This is a genomic window from Dryocola clanedunensis (assembly GCF_038405435.1).
Classification (GTDB): Bacteria; Pseudomonadota; Gammaproteobacteria; order Enterobacterales; family Enterobacteriaceae; genus Dryocola; species Dryocola clanedunensis_A.
Genome location: NZ_JBBYHZ010000005.1, coordinates 230,230 through 249,569 on the forward strand (window position 1 = coordinate 230,230; position 19,340 = coordinate 249,569).

Consider the following 19,340-nt stretch of genomic DNA (forward strand, 5'->3'; position numbering starts at 1 on the left):
TAAAAAGCGTCGACAATCCATAGGTGAAAAATAATTCGGAGGCAACTATGTCCACCTCTTACTTCGTTGCGGGCGACTGGCTCGCAGAACATATTTTTGATGCCGATATTCAGGTTCTGGACGCCCGTATGGCACCGGCAGGGCAGGAAGATCAGCGAAATATGAATCGTGAATATCAGGCAGGCCATTTACCTGGTGCGGTTTTTTTTGATATTGAAGCGCTGTCCGATCACACCAGTCCGCTGCCGCACATGATGCCACGCCCGGAAGCTTTCGCCGTGGCCATGCGTGAACTGGGGGTGAACAGTGATAAGCATCTGATAGTTTATGACGAGGGTAACCTGTTCTCTGCACCACGAGCCTGGTGGATGCTGCGTAGCTTTGGCGTTGAGAACGTGTCAATTCTGGCAGGGGGTCTGGCTGACTGGCAGCGCGAAGAGATGCCGCTGCAGCAGGGCGATGTCGAACTACCGGAAGGTGAGTTCGAGGTTAATTTTGATCCGCTGACGATCAAACGCCTGACGGATGTCCTGCTGGTCAGCCACGAAGGCACTGCCCAACTGGTAGATGCCCGCCCGGCTGCCCGTTTCAATGCGCAAATGGATGAACCGCGCCCGGGTTTAAAACGCGGGCATATACCCGGCGCGCTCAACGTGCCGTGGGGCGATCTGGTGGAGAATGGCCAGTTGAAAACCACGGATGAGCTGAGTGAAATTTTCGAACGTCAGGGCGTGAGCTTTGAGAAGCCGATAATTGCCAGCTGCGGCTCCGGCGTCACCGCTGCCGTGGTCGTACTGGCACTGACCACGCTGGGGGTGAACGGCGTCTCGCTGTATGACGGTTCGTGGAGCGAATGGGGAGCGCGTTCCGACCTTCCCGTCGAACCCGCGTAAACAGCTACCCCCTCGGTGAGGGGGTAACCTGTCAGATTATACGGTTCGTTTTGAAGTCGCGCAGGAAGCTGCCCCAGCGGCGTTCGTAGAACGGGGTGATATGGGCCATCATAAAGTGGCTAATCCCCTTCTCGCCTTCAGCGACCAGACAGATATCTACCGGCTCATCACCCGGTAAGGTGTCCGTCGCCACGCTACCCGTCTGGCGGATAATCGCGTCGACGTCGCCCTCGGCCTCGATTCCAATCAGCAGGTTCGGCTGCTCGTCGGCCTGCTCCTTAATGGAGCACAGAAAGGCCCGCTTCACCGTTTTCAGGCTTTTGAACAGCGTGGTCAGCGATTCCACCATCTGCGCCGGCGGCTCGGCAACTTCTGAAAGCAGCAGCGAGGCGCCGCCTTCGAGGATTTCCTGCTGGCTAAGCGGGTCACCTTCGCTGCTAATCAAATGGCTGATTTCTCGCGGGGTAAACTCTTTGCCCGTTGGCAGTTTGGCGTTCAGGAACAGCGTCTCGCCGATGGTCATTTCAAACAGGGTATGCACAGGCATCGCCACAAAGGCCTGCTGGTGGCTGATGGCCTGCTGTAACGCCTCTACGGAGGTGAAAAAAGGGATAACGGAGGTGCCGTCTTCTTTTTCCCAGTGCTGTAATTCAACCGCGCTATCTGCATCTATGGCCTCGCCTTCGGCCGCTTCGCCCGGCACCCAGACGGTGGACTCCAGCAGTACCCGGAAGAACGCCGGACGGTAGGCTGGCTCGGTTGCCGCCTGCTCCAGCAGGGTTTCAAGTTCGTTTTTTGGTTCTGACATTGTGGTTCCAGGAAAAGCATAGTTGTAGGGTGAACAGGCGCATTGCCCTCCACCACTTATCTGATAAAGCGGCGGATGGCGCATGCTTATCCGCCCTACAAAAAGGTGTTATTTACTCGTCAACAGGTTAGCAATTGCACGCACGCCCAGGCCGGTTGCGCCCGCTGACCATTGCTCTACCGCGGCTTTGCGATAGGTTGCGGAGCAGTCCACGTGCAGCCAGCCCTGATGGTAATTTTCCACGAAGTGGGAAAGGAAACCTGCTGCGGTGCTGGCACCCGCCGGGAAAGAGGCGTTGGAAGTGTTGTTCAGCTCGGCAAAGTTAGACGGCAGCTGGTTGCGGTGGAACTCAGCCAGCGGCAGACGCCAGAACGGTTCGTTCTCCTGCGCGGCGCTCGCCATCAGGCTGTTTACCAGCCCGTCATCGAAGCTGAACAGCGCATGATAGTCGTTGCCCAGCGCGGTTTTCGCCGCCCCCGTTAAGGTTGCGCAGTCGATGATCAGCTCTGGTTTTTGCGCGCTGGCGTCGATCAGGCCATCGGCCAGTACCAGACGGCCTTCCGCATCGGTGTTCATCACCTCGACGGTTTTGCCATTGCGGTATTTGATGATGTCGCCAAGCTTAAAGGCGTTACCGCTGACCATGTTGTCCGCGCAGCACAGGTATAGCTTAACGCGCTTGTTCAGACCGCGAGTAATCGCGAAAGCCAGCGCCCCCGTGATAGTAGCCGCGCCGCCCATATCGGACTTCATGGAGTCCATGAACGCGCTTTGCTTCATGCTGTAACCGCCGGAGTCAAAGGTGATGCCCTTGCCGACCAGAGCCGCGAAGACCGGCGCTTCAGGGTTGCCCGTCGGGTTGTAATCCAGCGCCAGTAAAACCGGCGGACGCTCAGAGCCACGGCCCACGGTGTGGATACCCATATAGTTCTGCTCGCGCAGATCTTCGCCTTTCGTGATGCGGTAAGAAACCCGATCGCAGGCTACATCACATAGCAGGTCCACCGCGCGAGATGCCAGTTGCTCAGGCCCCAGATCTTCCGCCGGTGCGTTGATGGTATTGCGAACCCAGTCGATGATTTTCAGACGGTTATCCAGCTCTTTCTGGTCAGCGTCATTCAGCTGCGCCCACTCAACTTTACGAGTGCCTTTTGGCGCGCGGTAGCCCTGCCAGAAGGCCCAGCTTTTCTCTACGTCCCAGCCCTCACCCGCCAGCTGAACGTGCTTCAGGCCCTGACCGTCGATTTTGCGCGCGGCGCGCTGAATTAACCCTAAGTCGTCTTTGCCGTTCAGGTGCAGGGTAATGCCTGCGTCATTGATACTGTAAGCGGCTTTTTCGCCCCAGCGCGCATCGGCAGGCGCGGTGGAAAGCGTGATTTTCATGGCTTCAGACATGTTGTTTTCCTTATATTTTTTTAGCACATGCACAATATGAAACGGGCCGCCTGAGGCAGCCCGCTTGGTTCAACTATTCTGCTTCATCTAACCAGACTAACAGAATCGCTTCCAGAATTTTTTCATTGGATGCGTTTGGATCGTCGTCAAAATCTTCCAGATCGCATACCCACTGATGAAGATCGGTGAAGCGCACAGTTTTCGGATCGAGATCCGGGCGGCTGTCGTACAGCGCTTCGCCGATTTCACGGCTGTCGGTCCATTTCAGTCCCATTAAGCCCCCGTTAGTGCTCGCGCGCATGGTTGATGGTGTAGCGCGGCATCTCAACAACCAGGTCTTCGTCAGTGACGCGAGCCTGGCAGCTCAGACGGCTTTCCGGCTCCAGACCCCAGGCCTTATCAAGCATGTCGTCTTCATCTTCCGTGCTTTCCGCAAGGGAGTCGAAGCCTTCACGCACAACGCAGTGGCAGGTGGTGCAGGCGCAGGATTTTTCACAGGCGTGTTCAATCTCGATACCGTTGCGCAGGGCCACGTCAAGAATGGTCTCACCGACATTCGCTTCCAGAACTGCGCCATCCGGACAAAGGTCCTGATGAGGCAGAAAAACAATCTTTGGCATGTTAAACCTCGTCCACGGAGTGGCCTTTCAGCGCTTTACGGATCGATTGATCCATACGGCGAGCGGCGAAATCCTGGGTTTGTTTGTCTACGTTTTTAATGGCTTGTTCGATCGCATCGGTGTCGTCACCTGCGGCGGCGGCGCTAAGCGCAACCATCGCGGCGTCGATTTCCGAGCGTTCTGCGGCGCTTAACAGCGCGGCATCCGTGGCTAACGCGCCCTGCAGGCTTTCCAGCACGCGGGCCGCGTCGACTTTTTGCTCCGCGAGCATGCGCGCTTTCACGTCATGCTCGGCAAAACTCATGGAGTCCTGAATCATGGTGGCGATTTCGCCATCGCTCAGGCCGTAAGAAGGTTTCACCTGGATAGACGCTTCCACGCCGGTGGATTTCTCCATCGCCGTTACGCTCAGCAGGCCATCCGCATCCACCTGGAAGGTGACGCGGATATGCGCACCGCCCGCAGGCATCGCCGGGATGCCACGCAGCGTAAAGCGAGCCAGAGAACGGCAGTCCTGCACCAGTTCACGCTCACCCTGTAAAACCTGAATCGACATTGCGGTCTGGCCGTCTTTGAAGGTCGTGAAGTCCTGCGCGCGCGCCACCGGAATCGTGGTGTTACGCGGGATCACTTTTTCAACCAGCCCGCCCATTGTTTCCAGGCCGAGCGACAGGGGTATGACGTCCAGCAGCAGCATTTCGCTGTCCGGCTTGTTGCCGACCAGGATATCAGCCTGGATAGCCGCGCCGATGGCGACAACTTTATCCGGGTCGATTGACGTCAGCGGCGTGCGGCCAAAGAACTCACCCACGCGTTCACGCACCAGCGGTACGCGAGTTGAACCGCCAACCATCACAACTTCCAGCACTTCCCCGGCTTCCACTGCGGCATCTTTCAGCGCACGGCGGCAGGCCAGCAAAGTACGTTTAACCAGGGCCGCAATCAGCTCGTTGAACTGTTCGCGCGTCACGGAGCCTTTCCAGCCTGCGACCTCAACGGGAGCGCTTTCTGCATCGCTGAGGGCAATTTTGGCGGCAATCGCTGCGTCCAGTAACTGACGCTGTACGCGATCGTCGCTGCGGTCGGCAACGCCAGCATGCTCACGCAGCCAGTCCGCGAGCAGATGGTCGAAGTCGTCGCCGCCCAGCGCGGAATCGCCGCCGGTAGCCAGCACCTCGAACACCCCGCGGCTTAAGCGCAGAATAGAAATATCAAATGTACCGCCGCCCAAATCATAGACCGCGATAACGCCTTCTTTGCCGGAATCCAGGCCGTAGGCAATGGCCGCTGCGGTAGGTTCGTTCAGCAGACGCAATACGTGCAGGCCAGCCAGACGCGCGGCGTCTTTAGTGCCCTGGCGCTGTGCGTCATCGAAGTAAGCAGGAACGGTAATCACTACGCCATCCAGCTCGCCTTCCAGCGCTTCGGTAGCGCGCAGGGAAAGCGCCTTGAGGATATCGGCGGAGATACGAATTGGGTTTAACAACCCCGCAGGCGTGGCGATCATCGGCAGACCGTTTTCGCTGGCTTGCAGTTTGTAGGGGAGATGCGGGTAACGTGCCTGGATATCGCTCAGCGAACGGCCCATCAGGCGCTTAACGGAGCTGATGGTGTTAGCCGGATCTGCCGCCGCTTGCGCACGCGCGTCCCAGCCGACGTTCAGGCCAACCTGCTGATAGTGGACGACCGAAGGTAACAGATGGCGCCCTTCGCGGTCCGCCAGCGTTTCGGCCTGACCACTGCGCACGGTGGCCACCAGGGAATTGGTGGTACCTAAGTCGATGCCCGCCGCCAGTTTACGCTGGTGCGGCGCGGCGCTCAGGCCGGGCTCACTGATTTGTAATAACGCCATTTTAGCTTCCAGTTAAAAATCGAGCAGCTTTTCTTCGAGTTGTTCTATTTGGCTGCGCAGTTTATCGAGAAAACGGAGTTTACGCACGGTATCCGCCGCCTGCGTCCAGTCCTGAGCAGCAAGCTGCTGCACCATCTGTTCGCTGCGGTCTTTCACCATGCGGTTAACATTGGTCGCAAAAGACTCAAGACGGTCAGCCGCTTTTGCCTGCTCGATATTATCAAGCTCTTCGCGCAGTTCGAGCTGCTCCATCAGAAACGCGGTATCGCGCACGGTATGCTGCTCGTTAGCGAGATCAAAACCATTGAGGGAGAGAATATACTCGGCGCGTAGCAGCGGGTGGCGCAGCGTTTGCCAGGCCTGGTTGATGGTGGCAGATTGTTGCACCGCCAACAGCTGTTCCGCCTGAGGGCGGCTGGCATATTTATCCGGATGGAACTGGCGCTGCAGCTCCTGGTAACGGGCAGCCAGCAGTTCGCGATCGACGGTGTATCCTGCCGGTAACCCAAAGAGGGTAAAGTAATCCATAACAGACTCGGGGTTAACGTGGTAAAGCGTCATCCCCCACCTGGGTGGGGGATGAGCTGAAGTCAGACGTGGAAGCTTTCGCCGCAGCCGCACTCATCCTTGACGTTCGGGTTGGTAAACTTGAACCCTTCGTTGAGGCCTTCTTTTACGAAGTCGAGCACGGTGCCGTCCAAAAATTGCAGGCTTTTACCATCGACGACCACTTTCACGCCTTTGTCTTCGAACACGGTGTCATCCACCATTGGTTCATCAACAAATTCAAGAACATAAGCCATACCAGAACAGCCGGATGTGCGCACGCCTAAACGCAGGCCAAACCCTTTACCGCGGTTGGCAAGAAAGGCATTCACACGAGCGGCAGCACTGTCGCTAAGGGTAATCGACATACAACAACCTCAATTCAACAATGATTATTTCGCTTCACGCTTGGTTTTGTAATCCGCGATAGCCGCTTTGATGGCGTCTTCCGCAAGGATCGAGCAGTGAATTTTTACCGGCGGCAGTTCGAGCTCGTCTGCGATATCGGTGTTTTTGATCGCCTGCGCTTCGTCCAGGGATTTGCCTTTTACCCACTCGGTAACGAGGGAGCTTGAGGCAATCGCCGAGCCGCAACCATAGGTTTTAAAGCGCGCGTCTTCGATGATACCGTCATTGTTGACTTTGATCTGCAGCTTCATGACGTCGCCACAGGCTGGTGCACCCACCATGCCGGACCCGACGCTGTCGTCGTTGTTATCGAAAGAGCCCACGTTGCGTGGATTCTCATAGTGATCAATTACTTTTTCGCTGTAAGCCATTTTTACTTCTCCTGAATCCGATACCGACGATTAGTGGTGAGCCCATTCGATGGAATTAATATCCACGCCCTGCTTAAACATATCCCACAGCGGAGAAAGGTCGCGCAGACGGCCAATGGATTTACGTACCAGCTCGATGGTGTAGTCGATCTCTTCTTCGGTGGTGAAACGGCCCAAAGAGAAACGGATGGAGCTGTGGGCAAGCTCATCACTCATACCCAGCGCGCGCAGCACGTAAGACGGCTCAAGGCTTGCAGAGGTACAGGCGGAACCGGAAGAAACCGCAAGGTCCTTCAGCGCCATGATCAGAGACTCGCCTTCAACGTAGTTAAAGCTCACGTTAAGGATATTCGGCGCGCCCTGTTCCAGGTCGCCGTTCAGGTAAACTTCTTCCATATCTTTCACGCCGTTCCACAGACGGTTACGCAGCGTGCGCAGACGGGCCATTTCGGACTCCATCTCTTCTTTTGCGATACGGTAAGCTTCACCCATGCCGACAATCTGGTGAACAGGCAAAGTACCTGAACGCATACCGCGCTCGTGGCCGCCACCGTGGATCTGAGATTCGATACGGATACGCGGCTTGCGGCGAACGTACAGCGCGCCGATGCCTTTAGGCCCGTAAATTTTGTGACCGGAGAAGGACATCAAATCGACTTTCAGCTCGCCAAGATTAATAGGCAGTTTGCCGACGCTCTGGGTCGCATCCACGTGGAAGATAATGCCACGCGCACGGCACATTTCGCCGATTGTCGCGATATCCTGCACCACGCCGATTTCGTTGTTTACGTGCATGATGGACACCAGAATAGTGTCGTCACGCATTGCCGCTTCCAGGGCCTTCAGGTCAACGATGCCGTTGCTCTGCGGCGCAAGATAAGTCACCTCGAAACCTTCGCGCTCAAGCTGGCGGCAGGTATCAAGGACGGCCTTGTGTTCGGTTTTAACGGTAATGATGTGCTTGCCTTTCTTCTGGTAGAAGTTAGCAGCACCTTTGATAGCCAGGTTATCAGATTCCGTTGCGCCTGAGGTGAAGACGATTTCACGTGGGTCAGCGCCCACCAGATCTGCGATTTGGTTACGAGCGATATCAACCGCTTCTTCTGCCTGCCACCCAAAACGGTGGGAGCGGGAAGCCGGGTTACCGAAGGTTCCGTCCATCGTCAAAAACTGCATCATCTTCTGCGCAACACGCGGATCGACAGGCGTGGTTGCAGAATAGTCGAGATAAATCGGTAATTTCATTGCTCTTAAGCTCCGTACATCACTTCAATACGAAGAATCAGGCTTAAAAGGGTGCAGCCATTTTTAGAAGGGGCGGATAAACACCCCTGACCTGATTCTAAAATTCTTTGCTTTCTGCTTATGCGCGCAGTTTGACGTCAATAGCGTCCTGAGAACGTGAACTACGATGGTTTTCGTTATGCTGACGGCCAGAAACATCCAGAACTTCCTGGTTATTAACCAGTTCACCCAGGGTGATGTTGTTCAGGAAGCCGGTAAGACGGTCGCTCAGGTCGCGCCACAGCGCGTGAGTCAGGCATTTATCGCCGCCCTGGCATCCGCCTTTACCCTGACAACGGGTAGCATCCACGGATTCGTCTACCGCACTGATGACTTCACCAACCGCGATGCTGCCTGCATCTTTCCCTAACAGATAACCGCCGCCTGGACCACGTACGCTGGCAACAAGGCCATTTTTACGCAGACGGGAGAACAGTTGCTCCAGATAGGAGAGCGAAATTCCCTGACGCTCAGAAATATCAGCCAACGGCACCGGACCCGATTCGGAGTTCAAAGCAACGTCCAGCATTGCGGTCACGGCATAGCGCCCTTTCGATGTCAGTCTCATGTCTTACTTAACCTCAGATAGCCCCTCGAGCCGGGGGTTTTTCAAAAATGTGATTGTCACATAGCAGGGCGCAAGTCTGACATTCCCGAGTAAATTGGTCAACTATTTAACCTAGTAATTTACTCAAGTATTATTTGCTCGATTTTTTGTCGCTTTCTATAGAGGAAAGCATGCCGCGCAGGATGTTAAGTTCCTGACTTTCCGGGCGAGCGCGGGTAAACATGCGGCGAAGTCGGCTCATCACCTGGCCTGGATGGTTTGGCTTAATAAAGCCGGTATTTTGCATTACCTGCTCCAGATGGCCGTAGAAACGCTCTAAATCATCCACCAGCGGATACTCTGCAACTTCGGCTTCCGGTTCGCCTTTTTCCTGAGAATCCAGCCATGCAATACGAACCTCATAAGCGAGGATCTGCACCGCCATCGCGAGGTTCAGCGAGCTGTATTCCGGATTGGCCTGGATCGCGACATGATAATGACACTTTTGCAGCTCATCGTTGGTTAAGCCCACACGCTCGCGGCCAAACACGATGGCAACCGGGGAGTTTTTCGCTTCGGAGATGCTTTGCAGACCACATTCGCGAGGATTAAGCATCGGCCACGGTAGCGTGCGGGAACGCGCGCTGGTGCCCACCACGAGACTACAGCCTGCCAGCGCTTCGTCCAGGGTATCCACGATTTTCGCATCGCCGATCACGTCGCTGGCACCGGCTGCAAGGGCGATGGCCTGGGAATCAGGCTTCACCAGCGGGTTAACCAGCCACAGGTTTGTTAGTCCCATCGTTTTCATTGCACGGGCGACGGAGCCCATGTTGCCGGTGTGGGAAGTCTCGACCAGCACAATACGTACGTTATCCAGCATGCTCAATTCATAGTCCAGGAAGAATATCGCGATATCCTATCATATCCCTGGGACATAATCCGAACGCTCTGCTATACTGCGCCCCGTTTTCCGTTCTTTAACATCCAGTGAGAGAGATACCGATGGGATCATTGCACCCGCTGCTCAACATCGCCGTGCGCGCTGCGCGCAAGGCCGGTAATTTAATTACCAAAAACTACGAAACCCCGGACGCTGTTGAAGCGAGCCAGAAGGGTAGCAACGATTTTGTGACTAACGTCGATCGTGACGCCGAGCGTCTGATCATCGAAATCATCCGCAAATCCTACCCGAACCACACCATTATCGCCGAAGAATCCGGCGAATTAGCGGGTAGCGAGCCGGATGTACAATGGGTTATCGATCCTCTGGATGGCACCACCAACTTCATTAAACGTCTGCCGCACTTCGCGGTCTCCATTGCCGTTCGCGTTAAAGGCCGTACCGAAGTCGCTGTGGTTTATGACCCAATGCGTAACGAGCTGTTCACTGCCGTTCGCGGCCAGGGCGCACAGCTGAACGGTTACCGTCTGCGCGGCAGCACTGCCCGCGACCTGGACGGCACCATTCTGGCAACCGGCTTCCCGTTCAAAGCTAAGCAGCACGCCACTCCTTATATGAATATCCTCGGCAAACTGTTCACCCAGTGCGCAGACTTCCGCCGCACCGGTTCCGCAGCTCTTGACCTGGCCTACGTTGCCGCTGGTCGCGTTGACGGCTACTTTGAGATCGGCCTGAAGCCGTGGGATTTTGCAGCAGGCGAACTGATCGCTCGTGAATCCGGCAGCCTGGTGTGTGATTTCACCGGCGGCCACAACCACCTGCTGACGGGTAACATCGTTGCGGGTAACCCACGCGTCGTAAAAGCAATGCTTGCTTCTATGCGTGAAGAGCTGAGCGAAGCGCTGAAGCGCTAATCCCGGTTTGCTTCCCCGCCCCGCAGCGGCTTCGGCTGTTGCAGGGCGGATAAGCACGGCGTCGTCCGCCAGAACTTCAGAAAGGCCTTATCCCCCGCACCACAGGTTGAGCACTCAGCCACATCACCACCGCCGCCGCAATCAGAATCAGACTTCCTGCTAATGCAAGCGTTGCCCAGCCAACCTGCCGCCACAGTACCGGCGATTTATTGCCGCTTATCTTCACGGCAAAGCTGCGGAAGCTGTGCACCAGCAGCGCAAGCCCGGAAATCGTTATCGAGGTGCCCGCCGCCATCGCCAGCGCCGACAGCACTCCCCAACTGAATACGCCAATTACCTTGCTGAACAGCAGCACCATAATCGCCCCGGAGCACGGACGCAGGCCCATAGAAAGCACGATCGTCAGGCGCGCCCGCCAGTCCTCTCCGGCAGCCAGCTGCTGCTCCGTTGGCAGATGCTGATGGCCGCAGCCACAGTTTTCGTGGTGGACGTGCTGCGGCGTAAAAGAAGTAAACTTCGGTCGGCTCAGCGCCTGACGTAATTTTTTCAACGCCCGCAGAGCGAGCATCAGCCCCAGCACGCCTACCAGCAGATAGCTCCCCTTTTCCAGCCAGAAGCTGCTCATATGCAGCTGCCGCGAAGGCAGCTGTAAAACGCCCAGCACCACCGTCACCAGCGCGATCGCCACCAGCCCCTGCAATAGCGAAGCTGCAAACGTCAGCTTAAGGCTGCTTCTCAGCCGGGAAGGATGGGTAGCAAGCCAGGTAGTAATCACAATTTTGCCATGCCCCGGCCCAAGCGCGTGAAGCACGCCGTAGACAAAGCTGAACGAAAGCAGAGACCAGCCCGCCCGCGCCGGGTTTTCCGCAACCTGCCGCAGCAGGCCGCTTAGCTGCTGATTAATGGTTTTCTGCCACGCGGCGCTATTGAGCAGGATCTGCGGCCAGAAGTGCCAGAGCATGTAAAGTCCCGCCGCGCTAATAAGCAAAAATAGCGCCAGCGGCCACAGGTGAAGCCAGCGGCGAGAGAGGGATTTCGAAGAAAGCATTACTGACATTGGATAATTACCTGCTGGGCAAACTGCTTGCCCAGTTCCATATCTTCCGGCGGCGCATCGGCCTTATCGAGCGACAGGGCAAACGCCTGCATATCCTGGGTTGGCCGCGGCGTTTTGACGGCGATTTTACAGCCTGAGGTTAACTCGTCGCTCAGGCGGGCATCCGTCGGTTTGTCATAGCTCATGTCGACAAAATAGGTGGGGTCGAACGTTGAGAAAGTATAGGTCTGCCCCTTCAGGGGCTGCGGGTGCGCCAGCGGCAGCACGAAAGTCAGCACCGCCTGATGGTCAACATTCTTCAGGCTATATTCCGTAGGGAGATTGTTAAATTTCACCTTTTCGCCGTTGTGCCAGAACTCGGTGAAGTAGTGCTGACCCAGCACGTTAGCCATGACTTCTGCGGCCAGCTTCTTCCACACGGGGGAGTCCGGCTTCGCGTCCCCGGCGTCATACAGTAGATCCGCTGAAGTGATTTCATCCATCGTCCAGACCATTTTCAGGCCGGTCATCTGGCCCTTATCCGCCATCACGGTAGTGACCAGCGAAATGAAGCTGTGCGGGTGTGCCAGCGCAGCGGGCGTCAGGAGCGCCGAAGCCAGCATGATAGTCCCTTTCGTCCAACCCGTTTTCACGTGCATATAACCCTTAGATCGAAAATTCTGTGAGCCAGTCAAAATTACGTAATTAAAAACCCCTGCCGCTACGATCTCCTGCAAAAGCTTTAGCTATTCTTAGCAATACTCAATTTAACTGGACCTGACGGATGATGACACTGCTCTCCCCACCACCATCTGTGCTTTCCAGTCCGCAGCGACGCTGCCATCTGCTGCTGATGCTTTACCTGCCGGGCCTGACGGTAACGCCGGAGATTCTGGGCAGGATTAACGGGGTGGACAGCAACAAAGCCCTGCAAGATATAGCCGACACGGGTGATGAAATCCAGCGTTATCACCGCCTGGCTATGATCACCGAGCCTGATGGCAGCTACCGGATAGAAGGCACTGCGCTTGACCGCCGCCTGTGTTTGCTGCACTGGCTGCGGCGGGGGCTGCGGCTTTGCCCGCATTTTGTTCAGCAGCACTTTGCCCCGACGCTGAAAGAGCAGCTCAGAAGGCAGGGCATCACCAAAGCGCTGTATGACGAAACCAATCTGCAGGCGCTGGTCAGCCTCTGCTCGCGGCGTCTGCAGCGCCAGTTCGACAGCCGGGACATGCAGTTCCTGAGCCTGTTTCTACAGTACTGCCTTCATCAGCATCAGCTCGGCGTTACCCCGGAGTTTAATGACCGGCAGCGGGAGTGGACGCGCTCACGCCCGGAGTTTCTGGCCGCGCAGGAGATCGCCCGCCACTGGACCCGCCGCGTTCGCCAGCCTGCCCATGAAGACGAACAGCTCTTCTTAGCCCTGCTGTTCCAGATGCTGCGCATGCCGGACCCCATTCGCGATAACCATGAACAGGATTTACGCCTGCGGGCGGCTATTTCGCAGACCATCGCCCGCTTCCGCGAGCTGGCAGGCATGGCCTTCAGCGATGAGCAGGGGCTGAGCGACCAGCTCTATATTCACCTGGCCCAGGCGCTGGACCGCAGCCTGTTTTCCATCGGCATCGACAACAGCCTGCCGGAGGAGATCACCCGCCTCTATCCTAAGCTGATGCGCACGACCCGCGAGGCGTTCAGCCAGTTTGAAGCTGATTACGGCGTGCGGTTTTCCGATGAAGAGATTGGTCTGGTGGCGGTAATTTTCGGCGCGTGGCTGATGCAGGAGAACGATTTGCAGGAGAAGCAGGTGCTGCTGCTGACGGGGAATAATCTTGAGCTGGAGCAGCAGATAGAACAGCAGCTGCGTGAACTGACGCTTTTACCGCTGAATATCAAGCACCTGACGGTACACGGTTTTCAGAAAGGGGGCGCGCCGAAGGAAGTGGTGCTGGTTATAACGCCCTACTCCACCAGCCTGCCTCTTTATTCACCGCCGTTGCTGCACGCCACGCTGCCGCTTGGGGAACATATGCAGCAGCGCATTCGTGAGATCCTTGAAGGTTAAACGTCGGATGGCGCTTGCGCTTATCCGACCTACGAAACCTATACCTGAACTTTAGGTCGCAGCACCAGCGCGGGCAGCGCCACCAGCGCCATAATCCAGAACATTCCGCCCTGCATATGCTGGTACAGGAAGCCGGAGAACATCGTCATCACGGCGATGCCGCCGCCCATCGCCACCGCGGAATAGACCGCCTGCAAACGAATCACCTCGTTGCCCTGCCGCGCCGAGATATAACGCATGGCGGCAAGGTGGCAGACGGTGAAGCTGCCGCAGTGGAGGATTTGCGCCACCAGCAGCCACGGCAGCTCCGTCGTCCAGCCCATCAGGCTCCAGCGGATAATGCCCGCCACGCCCGACAGCAGCAGCAGGTCGCGCGCGCTCCAGCGGCGGAACAGCTTGTTGCTCAGCGCAAAGATAACGATTTCCGCCACCACGCCCAGCGACCACAGATAGCCCACGGTTGAAGCGGAATACCCTGCGCCCTGCCAGTAAATGGCGCTGAAACCATAGTAAGCCGCGTGCGCGCCCTGAAGCAGCGAGACGCAGGCCAGAAAACGCCATGAGCTGAGCACCAGCTTCTTCCACGCCTGCCAGCCCGCCGCCTCTTTGTGGCGCGCTTCTCCCTGCGGCATCACCGAAGGCCGCAGCATCATGCCAATCAGCATCGACGCCACGCCAACGCTCAGCAGCACCAGTATCGCCTGGTAGCTGAACATGCTGACCAGCTTGCCGGTCATCGCCGAGCCAATCACGAAGGCCAGCGAGCCCCACAGGCGCACCCGCCCGTAATCCATGGTGATTTGCTTCTGCCAGGTACCTGCCAGCGCGTCCGTAAGGGGCACCAGCGGCGAGAAAAAGAGGTTAAAGCCAACCATCACCACCAGCAGCCAGGTCGCGGTCTGGCCGAACCAGAAGGCGATAGCAAAGAGTAAGGTGAGAAGCGCGAGGAGGCGTAAAGCAAAAACAAGTCGGGAGGGGTCGGTAACGCGGGGGGCTAACAGCAAACTACCAAGGAAACGAGCGATTAATCCAGCGCCCAGCAGCAGCCCTATCGTTTCGGGCGGAAGCCCTATCCCGGCCAGCCAGACGCTCCAGAATGGCAGGAAAATACCGTAGCTAAAGAAGTAGGTAAAGTAACCGAGCGCCAGCCAGCGCGTTGAATGCAAACTCATGATCCCTCCCGTTTTCGTGGCGCTAGTGTGGGGGAGGGAAACATGGCTTGCAAGCTTTCCTTAACAGCTTAATAACAGGCTTTGCTGAGACCGTTAATGTGCCGCACGCTGCGCCCGGGCCGTGGCTGCATCAGCATGTTGTTTCGCCATGCGGGCCTCAAGCACTTCCAGGCTCACGCCTTTAGTCTCCGGCACGTAGCGACGGACGTAGATAAAACCGGCCGCACAGATCGCGCCATACAGCAGGAAGCTCCCAGCCGCGCCCAGGCTGGCGTTGAGCAACGGGAAGGTATAGGTCAGCAGGAAGCAGGCCACCCACAGCGCCAGCGTCGCCAGAGACATCGCCAGGCCGCGAACCCGGTTAGGGAAGATTTCGGACAGCAACACCCAGGTCACGGGCGCAAGCGTCAGCGCGTAAATGGCAATCGCCGCCAGCACAAGGATCAGCACCGGCAGGCCCATAATCCCCAGGCCGTAGGCCGCGCCGATCAGCGCATAGATAACGGTCAGGCCCGCCGCACCGATCAGCATCAGCCTGCGGCGGCCAATCTTATCCACCAGCGGCAGAGCGGCAATCGTAAAGATCAGGTTGATAAGCCCCGTCGCCACGATGGATTTCAGAGTGCTGTTAATGTCGAAACCGGCGGAGGCAAAAATCTCCTGCGCGTAGTTGAAGATGACGTTAATCCCGCACCACTGCTGGAAGACGGCCAGCACCATGCCGATAATAATGATCGGCTTAACCTGAGGCTGCCAGAGCGCCGACCAGGAGACTTTCTGGTTGTCCTGATTAAGCGTTTGCTGGATCTCTTTTAGCGTCTCATCCGCATAGCTCTGGTTGCCGATGCGTTTGAGCATCTGGTGCGCACGCTCGTTTTTACCGGCGCGGGCCAGCCAGCGCGGCGACTCAGGCACAAAGAACATCAGCACCAGGAAGGCCACAGCAGGCACCAGCTCGGCCCCAAACATCCAGCGCCAGCCCACCTGGCCGTTCCAGGTCTGGGTAATCTGCTGCATGGTTGCCGATGCGGCAACCGGTTCGGCAATCAGCAGGTTAATCAGCTGCGCGGCCAGCACGCCAATCACGATAGTCAGCTGGTTAATCGCCACGAACTTGCCGCGCTTTTCCGCCGGGCTGACTTCCGCGATATACATTGGGCTTAGCGCCGAGGCCAGGCCAATCCCCACCCCGCCGACGATACGGTAAACGATAAACATATCGAAGTTTGTCGCCATCGCCGTGCCCCACGCCGAGGCGGTGAACAGGATAGCAGAGAGCATTAACGGCAATTTTCGCCCAAAGCGGTCCGCGCACCAGCCGGAAATCAGCGCGCCAAACACGCAGCCCGCCAGCGCCGAGCTCATTGCCCAGCCGGACTGCGCCGGGTCAGTAATGGAAAAATAAGCTTCATAAAACGGTTTCGCACCGCCGATCACCACCCAGTCATAGCCAAACAGCAGGCCACCGCAGGCGGCCACCAGACAGATGGTCCAGACATAGCCCATGTGTAGTTTCGTCTGCACAGTATTCATTGTGATTCCTCCAGCAGCGTCAGCCGCATGGTCTGCCGTTGTGTTTCACCCGTCGCCAGGGGAACAAGATGACCCGCCGCCGGACGATGGTGATCGTCAGGCGCATGGCTCATTGGCTCGAGGCAAAAAAAGTTGAAATCGTAGCCTTCATCGAAGGCAGGATCGGAGACGAACAGGAAGTAGCAGGGTGCCGGAGGATCGGTTTCCATTTGTACCGAGCAGCCCGCCTCCGGCCAGCAGATGCCTGCCGTGCCGTCCCAGCCTGAAAATCCGTTATTAATCCAGCGGCGGGGCAGCCCGTTCGGCTCTGTGAAATCGAGTTCTTTCGGCACCGCGTTCTGAAACTCCCCCGCCAGCCACTGCTCGCGTTCAAGCCAATAGCCTGACGCATGCGCCTGAAGGCGCGTCTGCGCCGTTAGCGGAAAATAAGGATGCCAGCCCAGGCCAAAAGGCAGGGTTGCGCCGCCCTCGTTGGTGACCGAAAGCGAAACCTCAAGCGAATTTTCAGTCAGCTGGAATACCTGCCGGGCGGCGTAGCGATAAACCCCCTCCCGCTGCTGAAACTCCAGCACCAGCCGGGTGGCCTCAGACGAGATACAGCGCCAGGCGTTAAGCCAGCCGTCGCCGTGCAGATAGTGGCTGTCCCACGCCACGTTGGGCTGCAGAACATAGTGCCGACCGTCAAAGTCGAAGCCGTTGCCGCTCACGCGGTTGCCAAAGGGCACCAGCGGAAAGCAGGAAGATTCAACGGCGATCCCGCTTTGCTTGCCCGGCCGCAGCAGGGGAACGCGCCCCTCCCCTTTCAGCCACCACCAGCCTTCGATGCTGCCGCCCTGCCCGGAAACTGCCAGCTCGAGCGATTCGTTACGTAAGGTGAAAAGTGCCATTGCCGCCTCGTTAGTCAGGGAAATTGATGACAACTTTTCCGCATTTGCCGCTGGCCATCAGCGCATAGGCTTCACCCGCCTGCGCCAGTGAGAACCGGTGCGTAATGGCGCTGCGCGGCCACAGTTTCCAGTCCGTCAGGTCGTGGGCGCATTTTTCCATGTGGTAAAGGCTCGTCACCCAGGATCCGATAATGCGGCGCTGGTGATGCATCAGGTCAGCGCTGACCTCGAACTCCACCTTTCCGGTTTCACCGATGTAAATCACCCTTCCCCAGTCGGCGGTGGACTGCAGCGCCAGCAGACGCCCGGCGGCATTTCCTGAACAGTCGAGCGCGACGTCCGCTCCACCGTGCGTCAGCTCTGCGATAATCTCCCCCAGGCCTTCGGTGGTGGCGAGATACCCGTGGTCCATGACGCCGAGTTTCTTCGCCATCGCCAGACGTTCAGGCTGCATATCAACGCCGATGACGCGCTTCGCGCCGCGACCCCGCGCCAGCATCATCGCCATCATCCCCACCGGGCCAAGCCCTACCACCAGCACGTTGTCGCTCCCTGAAACTTCCCCGCGCAGAATGCCTTCGTATGCCGTGCCTACGCCGCAGCTGATAAAGGAACCGTCTTCATAGCTGAGGGCCTCCGGCAAAAGAATGAGGTCTTTTTCTTCCGCCAGCAGATACTCGGCATGGCCGCCATCGCGCTGCCAGCCATAGGCTGCCTTTCCTGCTCCGGTGCAGGAAATCGGGAAGCCGCGGCGGCAGTTCGGGCAGAAACCGCAGCCGGAAATATGATAAACCAGCACCCGGTCGCCCTCTTTGAAGTGGCGACATCCCAGCCCCGTTGCGACTATCTGCCCGCAGGGTTCATGGCCGTTAATAAATCCCTGGTAAAGCGGTTTATCCGGGGCGGCCGCGGTGGCCCGATGCTGATGGTAGATGTAGTGCACATCGCTTCCGCAGATGCCCGATGATTTCATTTTCAGCAGCACCTGGTTAATCCCAGGCGTGGGCACCGGCACCTCACGAAGGTCGACGGTAGAATTTCCGGGTAAATAAGCGGCCTGCATTGTTTTCATAATTCCCTCTGCTCCGAATGTTGTAATTAAGCTTTAGCGTTTAGATTTATTGTTTCTTTGCGTAAGCAGGATGTTCGCCAGTACAGCCACCACGATGATGACGCCGCGAACCACCTGCTGGAAAAAGGAGTTGATGCCGAGCAGAACTAATCCGTTGCCAATCAGCGTGATAACCAGCACGTCGAGGAGCGTCCCGAACAGCGAGCCGCGCCCGCCGGACAGCGCCGTACCGCCAACGACTACCGCTGCAATAACATCAAATTCGAGGCCGTTTGCCGCACCGGCGTTGCCCGACCCCAGGCGGGCGGCAAGCAGAATCCCGGTCACGGCGGCCAGCAGGCCTGAGAGGGTGAAAATCATAATTCGTACCCGCCTGACGTTGATGCCGCACAGCTGAGCGGCGGTGGCGTTACCGCCAACGGCAAAGACCGAGCGCCCAAAGGCCGTTTTACGGCTGATAAACACAAAGGCGACAAACAGCACCATCATGATGACGGCGGAGACCGGCAGGCCGAGCACCTCGCCCCCCAGCCAGTCCAGCACCGGACTTTCATCAATCGGCACCGGCAGCGCGTTGGTCATGAACAGCCCCATGCCGCGCAGCGCACTCCATAGCCCCAGGGTGGCGACGAAGCTCGGCACGTTGAAAACGCCGCGCAGGACGCCGGCCAGCGTTCCCAACAGCGCCCCGAGCAGCAGAACCAGCAGGCAGGCGGCGGCGAGAGGAACGTGAAGCTGCAGTAAAAATGCCAGGCAGACGGAGACGAAGGCCACCATCGGCCCGACGCTGACGTCAATTTCGCCGGAGATAATAATCAGCGTCATCGCCCAGGCGGCGATGCCAATAGTGGCCGCATCGCGCAGCACGTTCATCTGGTTATTCAAAGAGATAAAGCCCGGCGCGTTCAGAGAAAACACCAGGTAAAGAATGGCTATCACCACCAGCAGGCCGATGACGTTGATGTGTCGGCTGACGAACCGGCTGGCTGAAGCGTGTCTGCCTTCGGGCAGGCTTAATGACGAAGCGGACATA

21 protein-coding genes are annotated in these 19,340 nt (G+C 57.5%); 3 read left to right on the top strand and 18 right to left on the bottom strand.

The genetic code is table 11. The annotated features are described in order from the left end of the window. Nucleotides 1–47: 47 nt before the first annotated feature. Nucleotides 48–893, top strand: coding sequence for a 3-mercaptopyruvate sulfurtransferase (sseA, locus tag AAE045_RS13880; protein WP_455548228.1), 846 nt, complete (start codon nt 48–50; stop codon nt 891–893). A gap of 31 nt (nt 894–924) precedes the next feature. Here sseA and sseB read toward each other — a convergent pair whose 3' ends face one another. From sseB to trmJ, 11 genes are all read right to left on the bottom strand, one after another. Then, on the bottom strand, nt 925–1,701 hold the full coding sequence (sseB, locus tag AAE045_RS13885) for an enhanced serine sensitivity protein SseB (RefSeq protein WP_455548229.1): 777 nt from the start codon (nt 1,699–1,701) through the stop codon (nt 925–927). Between the two features lie 108 nt (nt 1,702–1,809). Then, on the bottom strand, nt 1,810–3,096 hold the full coding sequence (gene pepB, locus AAE045_RS13890; RefSeq protein WP_455548230.1) for an aminopeptidase PepB: 1,287 nt from the start codon (nt 3,094–3,096) through the stop codon (nt 1,810–1,812). A 73-nt stretch (nt 3,097–3,169) separates the two neighbouring features. Next, the gene (iscX, locus tag AAE045_RS13895; protein WP_183270201.1) at nt 3,170–3,370 is read right to left on the bottom strand and encodes a Fe-S cluster assembly protein IscX; all 201 of its coding nucleotides are present in this window, start codon (nt 3,368–3,370) and stop codon (nt 3,170–3,172) included. A 10-nt stretch (nt 3,371–3,380) separates the two neighbouring features. Beyond that, nucleotides 3,381–3,716, bottom strand: a complete 336-nt coding sequence (fdx, locus tag AAE045_RS13900) for an ISC system 2Fe-2S type ferredoxin (RefSeq protein ID WP_034459208.1) — start codon at nt 3,714–3,716, stop codon at nt 3,381–3,383. A gap of 1 nt (nt 3,717) precedes the next feature. Next, complete coding sequence (hscA, locus tag AAE045_RS13905; RefSeq protein WP_455548231.1) at nt 3,718–5,568, bottom strand: Fe-S protein assembly chaperone HscA; 1,851 nt, start codon at nt 5,566–5,568, stop codon at nt 3,718–3,720. Between the two features lie 12 nt (nt 5,569–5,580). Continuing rightward, complete coding sequence (gene hscB / locus AAE045_RS13910) at nt 5,581–6,096, bottom strand: co-chaperone HscB (RefSeq protein ID WP_455548300.1); 516 nt, start codon at nt 6,094–6,096, stop codon at nt 5,581–5,583. Between the two features lie 62 nt (nt 6,097–6,158). After that, nucleotides 6,159–6,482, bottom strand: a complete 324-nt coding sequence (gene iscA, locus AAE045_RS13915; protein ID WP_202303968.1) for an iron-sulfur cluster assembly protein IscA — start codon at nt 6,480–6,482, stop codon at nt 6,159–6,161. 24 nt (nt 6,483–6,506) lie between these two features. Further along, a complete protein-coding gene (iscU, locus tag AAE045_RS13920; protein ID WP_455425400.1) occupies nt 6,507–6,893 on the bottom strand; it encodes an iron-sulfur cluster assembly scaffold protein in 387 nt (128 codons plus the stop codon). A gap of 30 nt (nt 6,894–6,923) precedes the next feature. Next, nucleotides 6,924–8,138 carry an IscS subfamily cysteine desulfurase gene (locus tag AAE045_RS13925; RefSeq protein ID WP_455548232.1) on the bottom strand — a complete coding sequence of 405 codons (1,215 nt, stop codon included), beginning with the start codon at nt 8,136–8,138 and terminating at the stop codon, nt 6,924–6,926. A 118-nt stretch (nt 8,139–8,256) separates the two neighbouring features. Continuing rightward, on the bottom strand, nt 8,257–8,745 hold the full coding sequence (iscR, locus tag AAE045_RS13930) for a Fe-S cluster assembly transcriptional regulator IscR (protein ID WP_455425401.1): 489 nt from the start codon (nt 8,743–8,745) through the stop codon (nt 8,257–8,259). Nucleotides 8,746–8,875: 130 nt separating this feature from the next. After that, nucleotides 8,876–9,607 (bottom strand): tRNA (cytosine(32)/uridine(32)-2'-O)-methyltransferase TrmJ, encoded by a 732-nt coding sequence (gene trmJ, locus AAE045_RS13935; RefSeq protein ID WP_455548233.1) that lies wholly within the window; start codon nt 9,605–9,607, stop codon nt 8,876–8,878. A gap of 131 nt (nt 9,608–9,738) precedes the next feature. Here trmJ and suhB point away from each other — a divergent pair, with 131 nt between their 5' ends. Further along, nucleotides 9,739–10,542, top strand: a complete 804-nt coding sequence (gene suhB / locus AAE045_RS13940) for an inositol monophosphatase (protein WP_455428329.1) — start codon at nt 9,739–9,741, stop codon at nt 10,540–10,542. Between the two features lie 76 nt (nt 10,543–10,618). Here suhB and AAE045_RS13945 read toward each other — a convergent pair whose 3' ends face one another. Beyond that, nucleotides 10,619–11,599, bottom strand: a complete 981-nt coding sequence (locus tag AAE045_RS13945; RefSeq protein ID WP_455548234.1) for a nickel/cobalt transporter — start codon at nt 11,597–11,599, stop codon at nt 10,619–10,621. Continuing rightward, nucleotides 11,590–12,201: a DUF1007 family protein gene (locus tag AAE045_RS13950; protein WP_455548235.1), complete on the bottom strand. Its 612-nt coding sequence runs from the start codon at nt 12,199–12,201 to the stop codon at nt 11,590–11,592. The genes AAE045_RS13945 and AAE045_RS13950 overlap by 10 nt, the downstream gene beginning before the upstream one ends. A 161-nt stretch (nt 12,202–12,362) precedes the next feature. Here AAE045_RS13950 and csiE point away from each other — a divergent pair, with 161 nt between their 5' ends. Further along, nucleotides 12,363–13,643: a stationary phase inducible protein CsiE gene (gene csiE, locus AAE045_RS13955; protein ID WP_455548236.1), complete on the top strand. Its 1,281-nt coding sequence runs from the start codon at nt 12,363–12,365 to the stop codon at nt 13,641–13,643. A 38-nt stretch (nt 13,644–13,681) separates the two neighbouring features. On the opposite strand, the gene AAE045_RS13960 is transcribed toward csiE, so the two are convergent. The 5 genes from AAE045_RS13960 to AAE045_RS13980 form a co-directional block, all read right to left on the bottom strand. Further along, nucleotides 13,682–14,815, bottom strand: coding sequence for a 3-phenylpropionate MFS transporter (locus AAE045_RS13960; RefSeq protein WP_455548237.1), 1,134 nt, complete (start codon nt 14,813–14,815; stop codon nt 13,682–13,684). Between the two features lie 93 nt (nt 14,816–14,908). Then, nucleotides 14,909–16,348 (bottom strand): sugar porter family MFS transporter, encoded by a 1,440-nt coding sequence (locus tag AAE045_RS13965; protein WP_455548238.1) that lies wholly within the window; start codon nt 16,346–16,348, stop codon nt 14,909–14,911. Beyond that, nucleotides 16,345–17,235, bottom strand: coding sequence for an aldose 1-epimerase (locus AAE045_RS13970; RefSeq protein WP_455548239.1), 891 nt, complete (start codon nt 17,233–17,235; stop codon nt 16,345–16,347). The genes AAE045_RS13965 and AAE045_RS13970 overlap by 4 nt, the downstream gene beginning before the upstream one ends. Before the next feature lie 10 nt (nt 17,236–17,245). Next, on the bottom strand, nt 17,246–18,307 hold the full coding sequence (locus AAE045_RS13975; RefSeq protein WP_455548240.1) for a zinc-dependent alcohol dehydrogenase family protein: 1,062 nt from the start codon (nt 18,305–18,307) through the stop codon (nt 17,246–17,248). A 33-nt stretch (nt 18,308–18,340) separates the two neighbouring features. After that, complete coding sequence (locus AAE045_RS13980) at nt 18,341–19,339, bottom strand: ABC transporter permease (protein ID WP_455548241.1); 999 nt, start codon at nt 19,337–19,339, stop codon at nt 18,341–18,343. Nucleotide 19,340 lies beyond the last annotated feature (1 nt).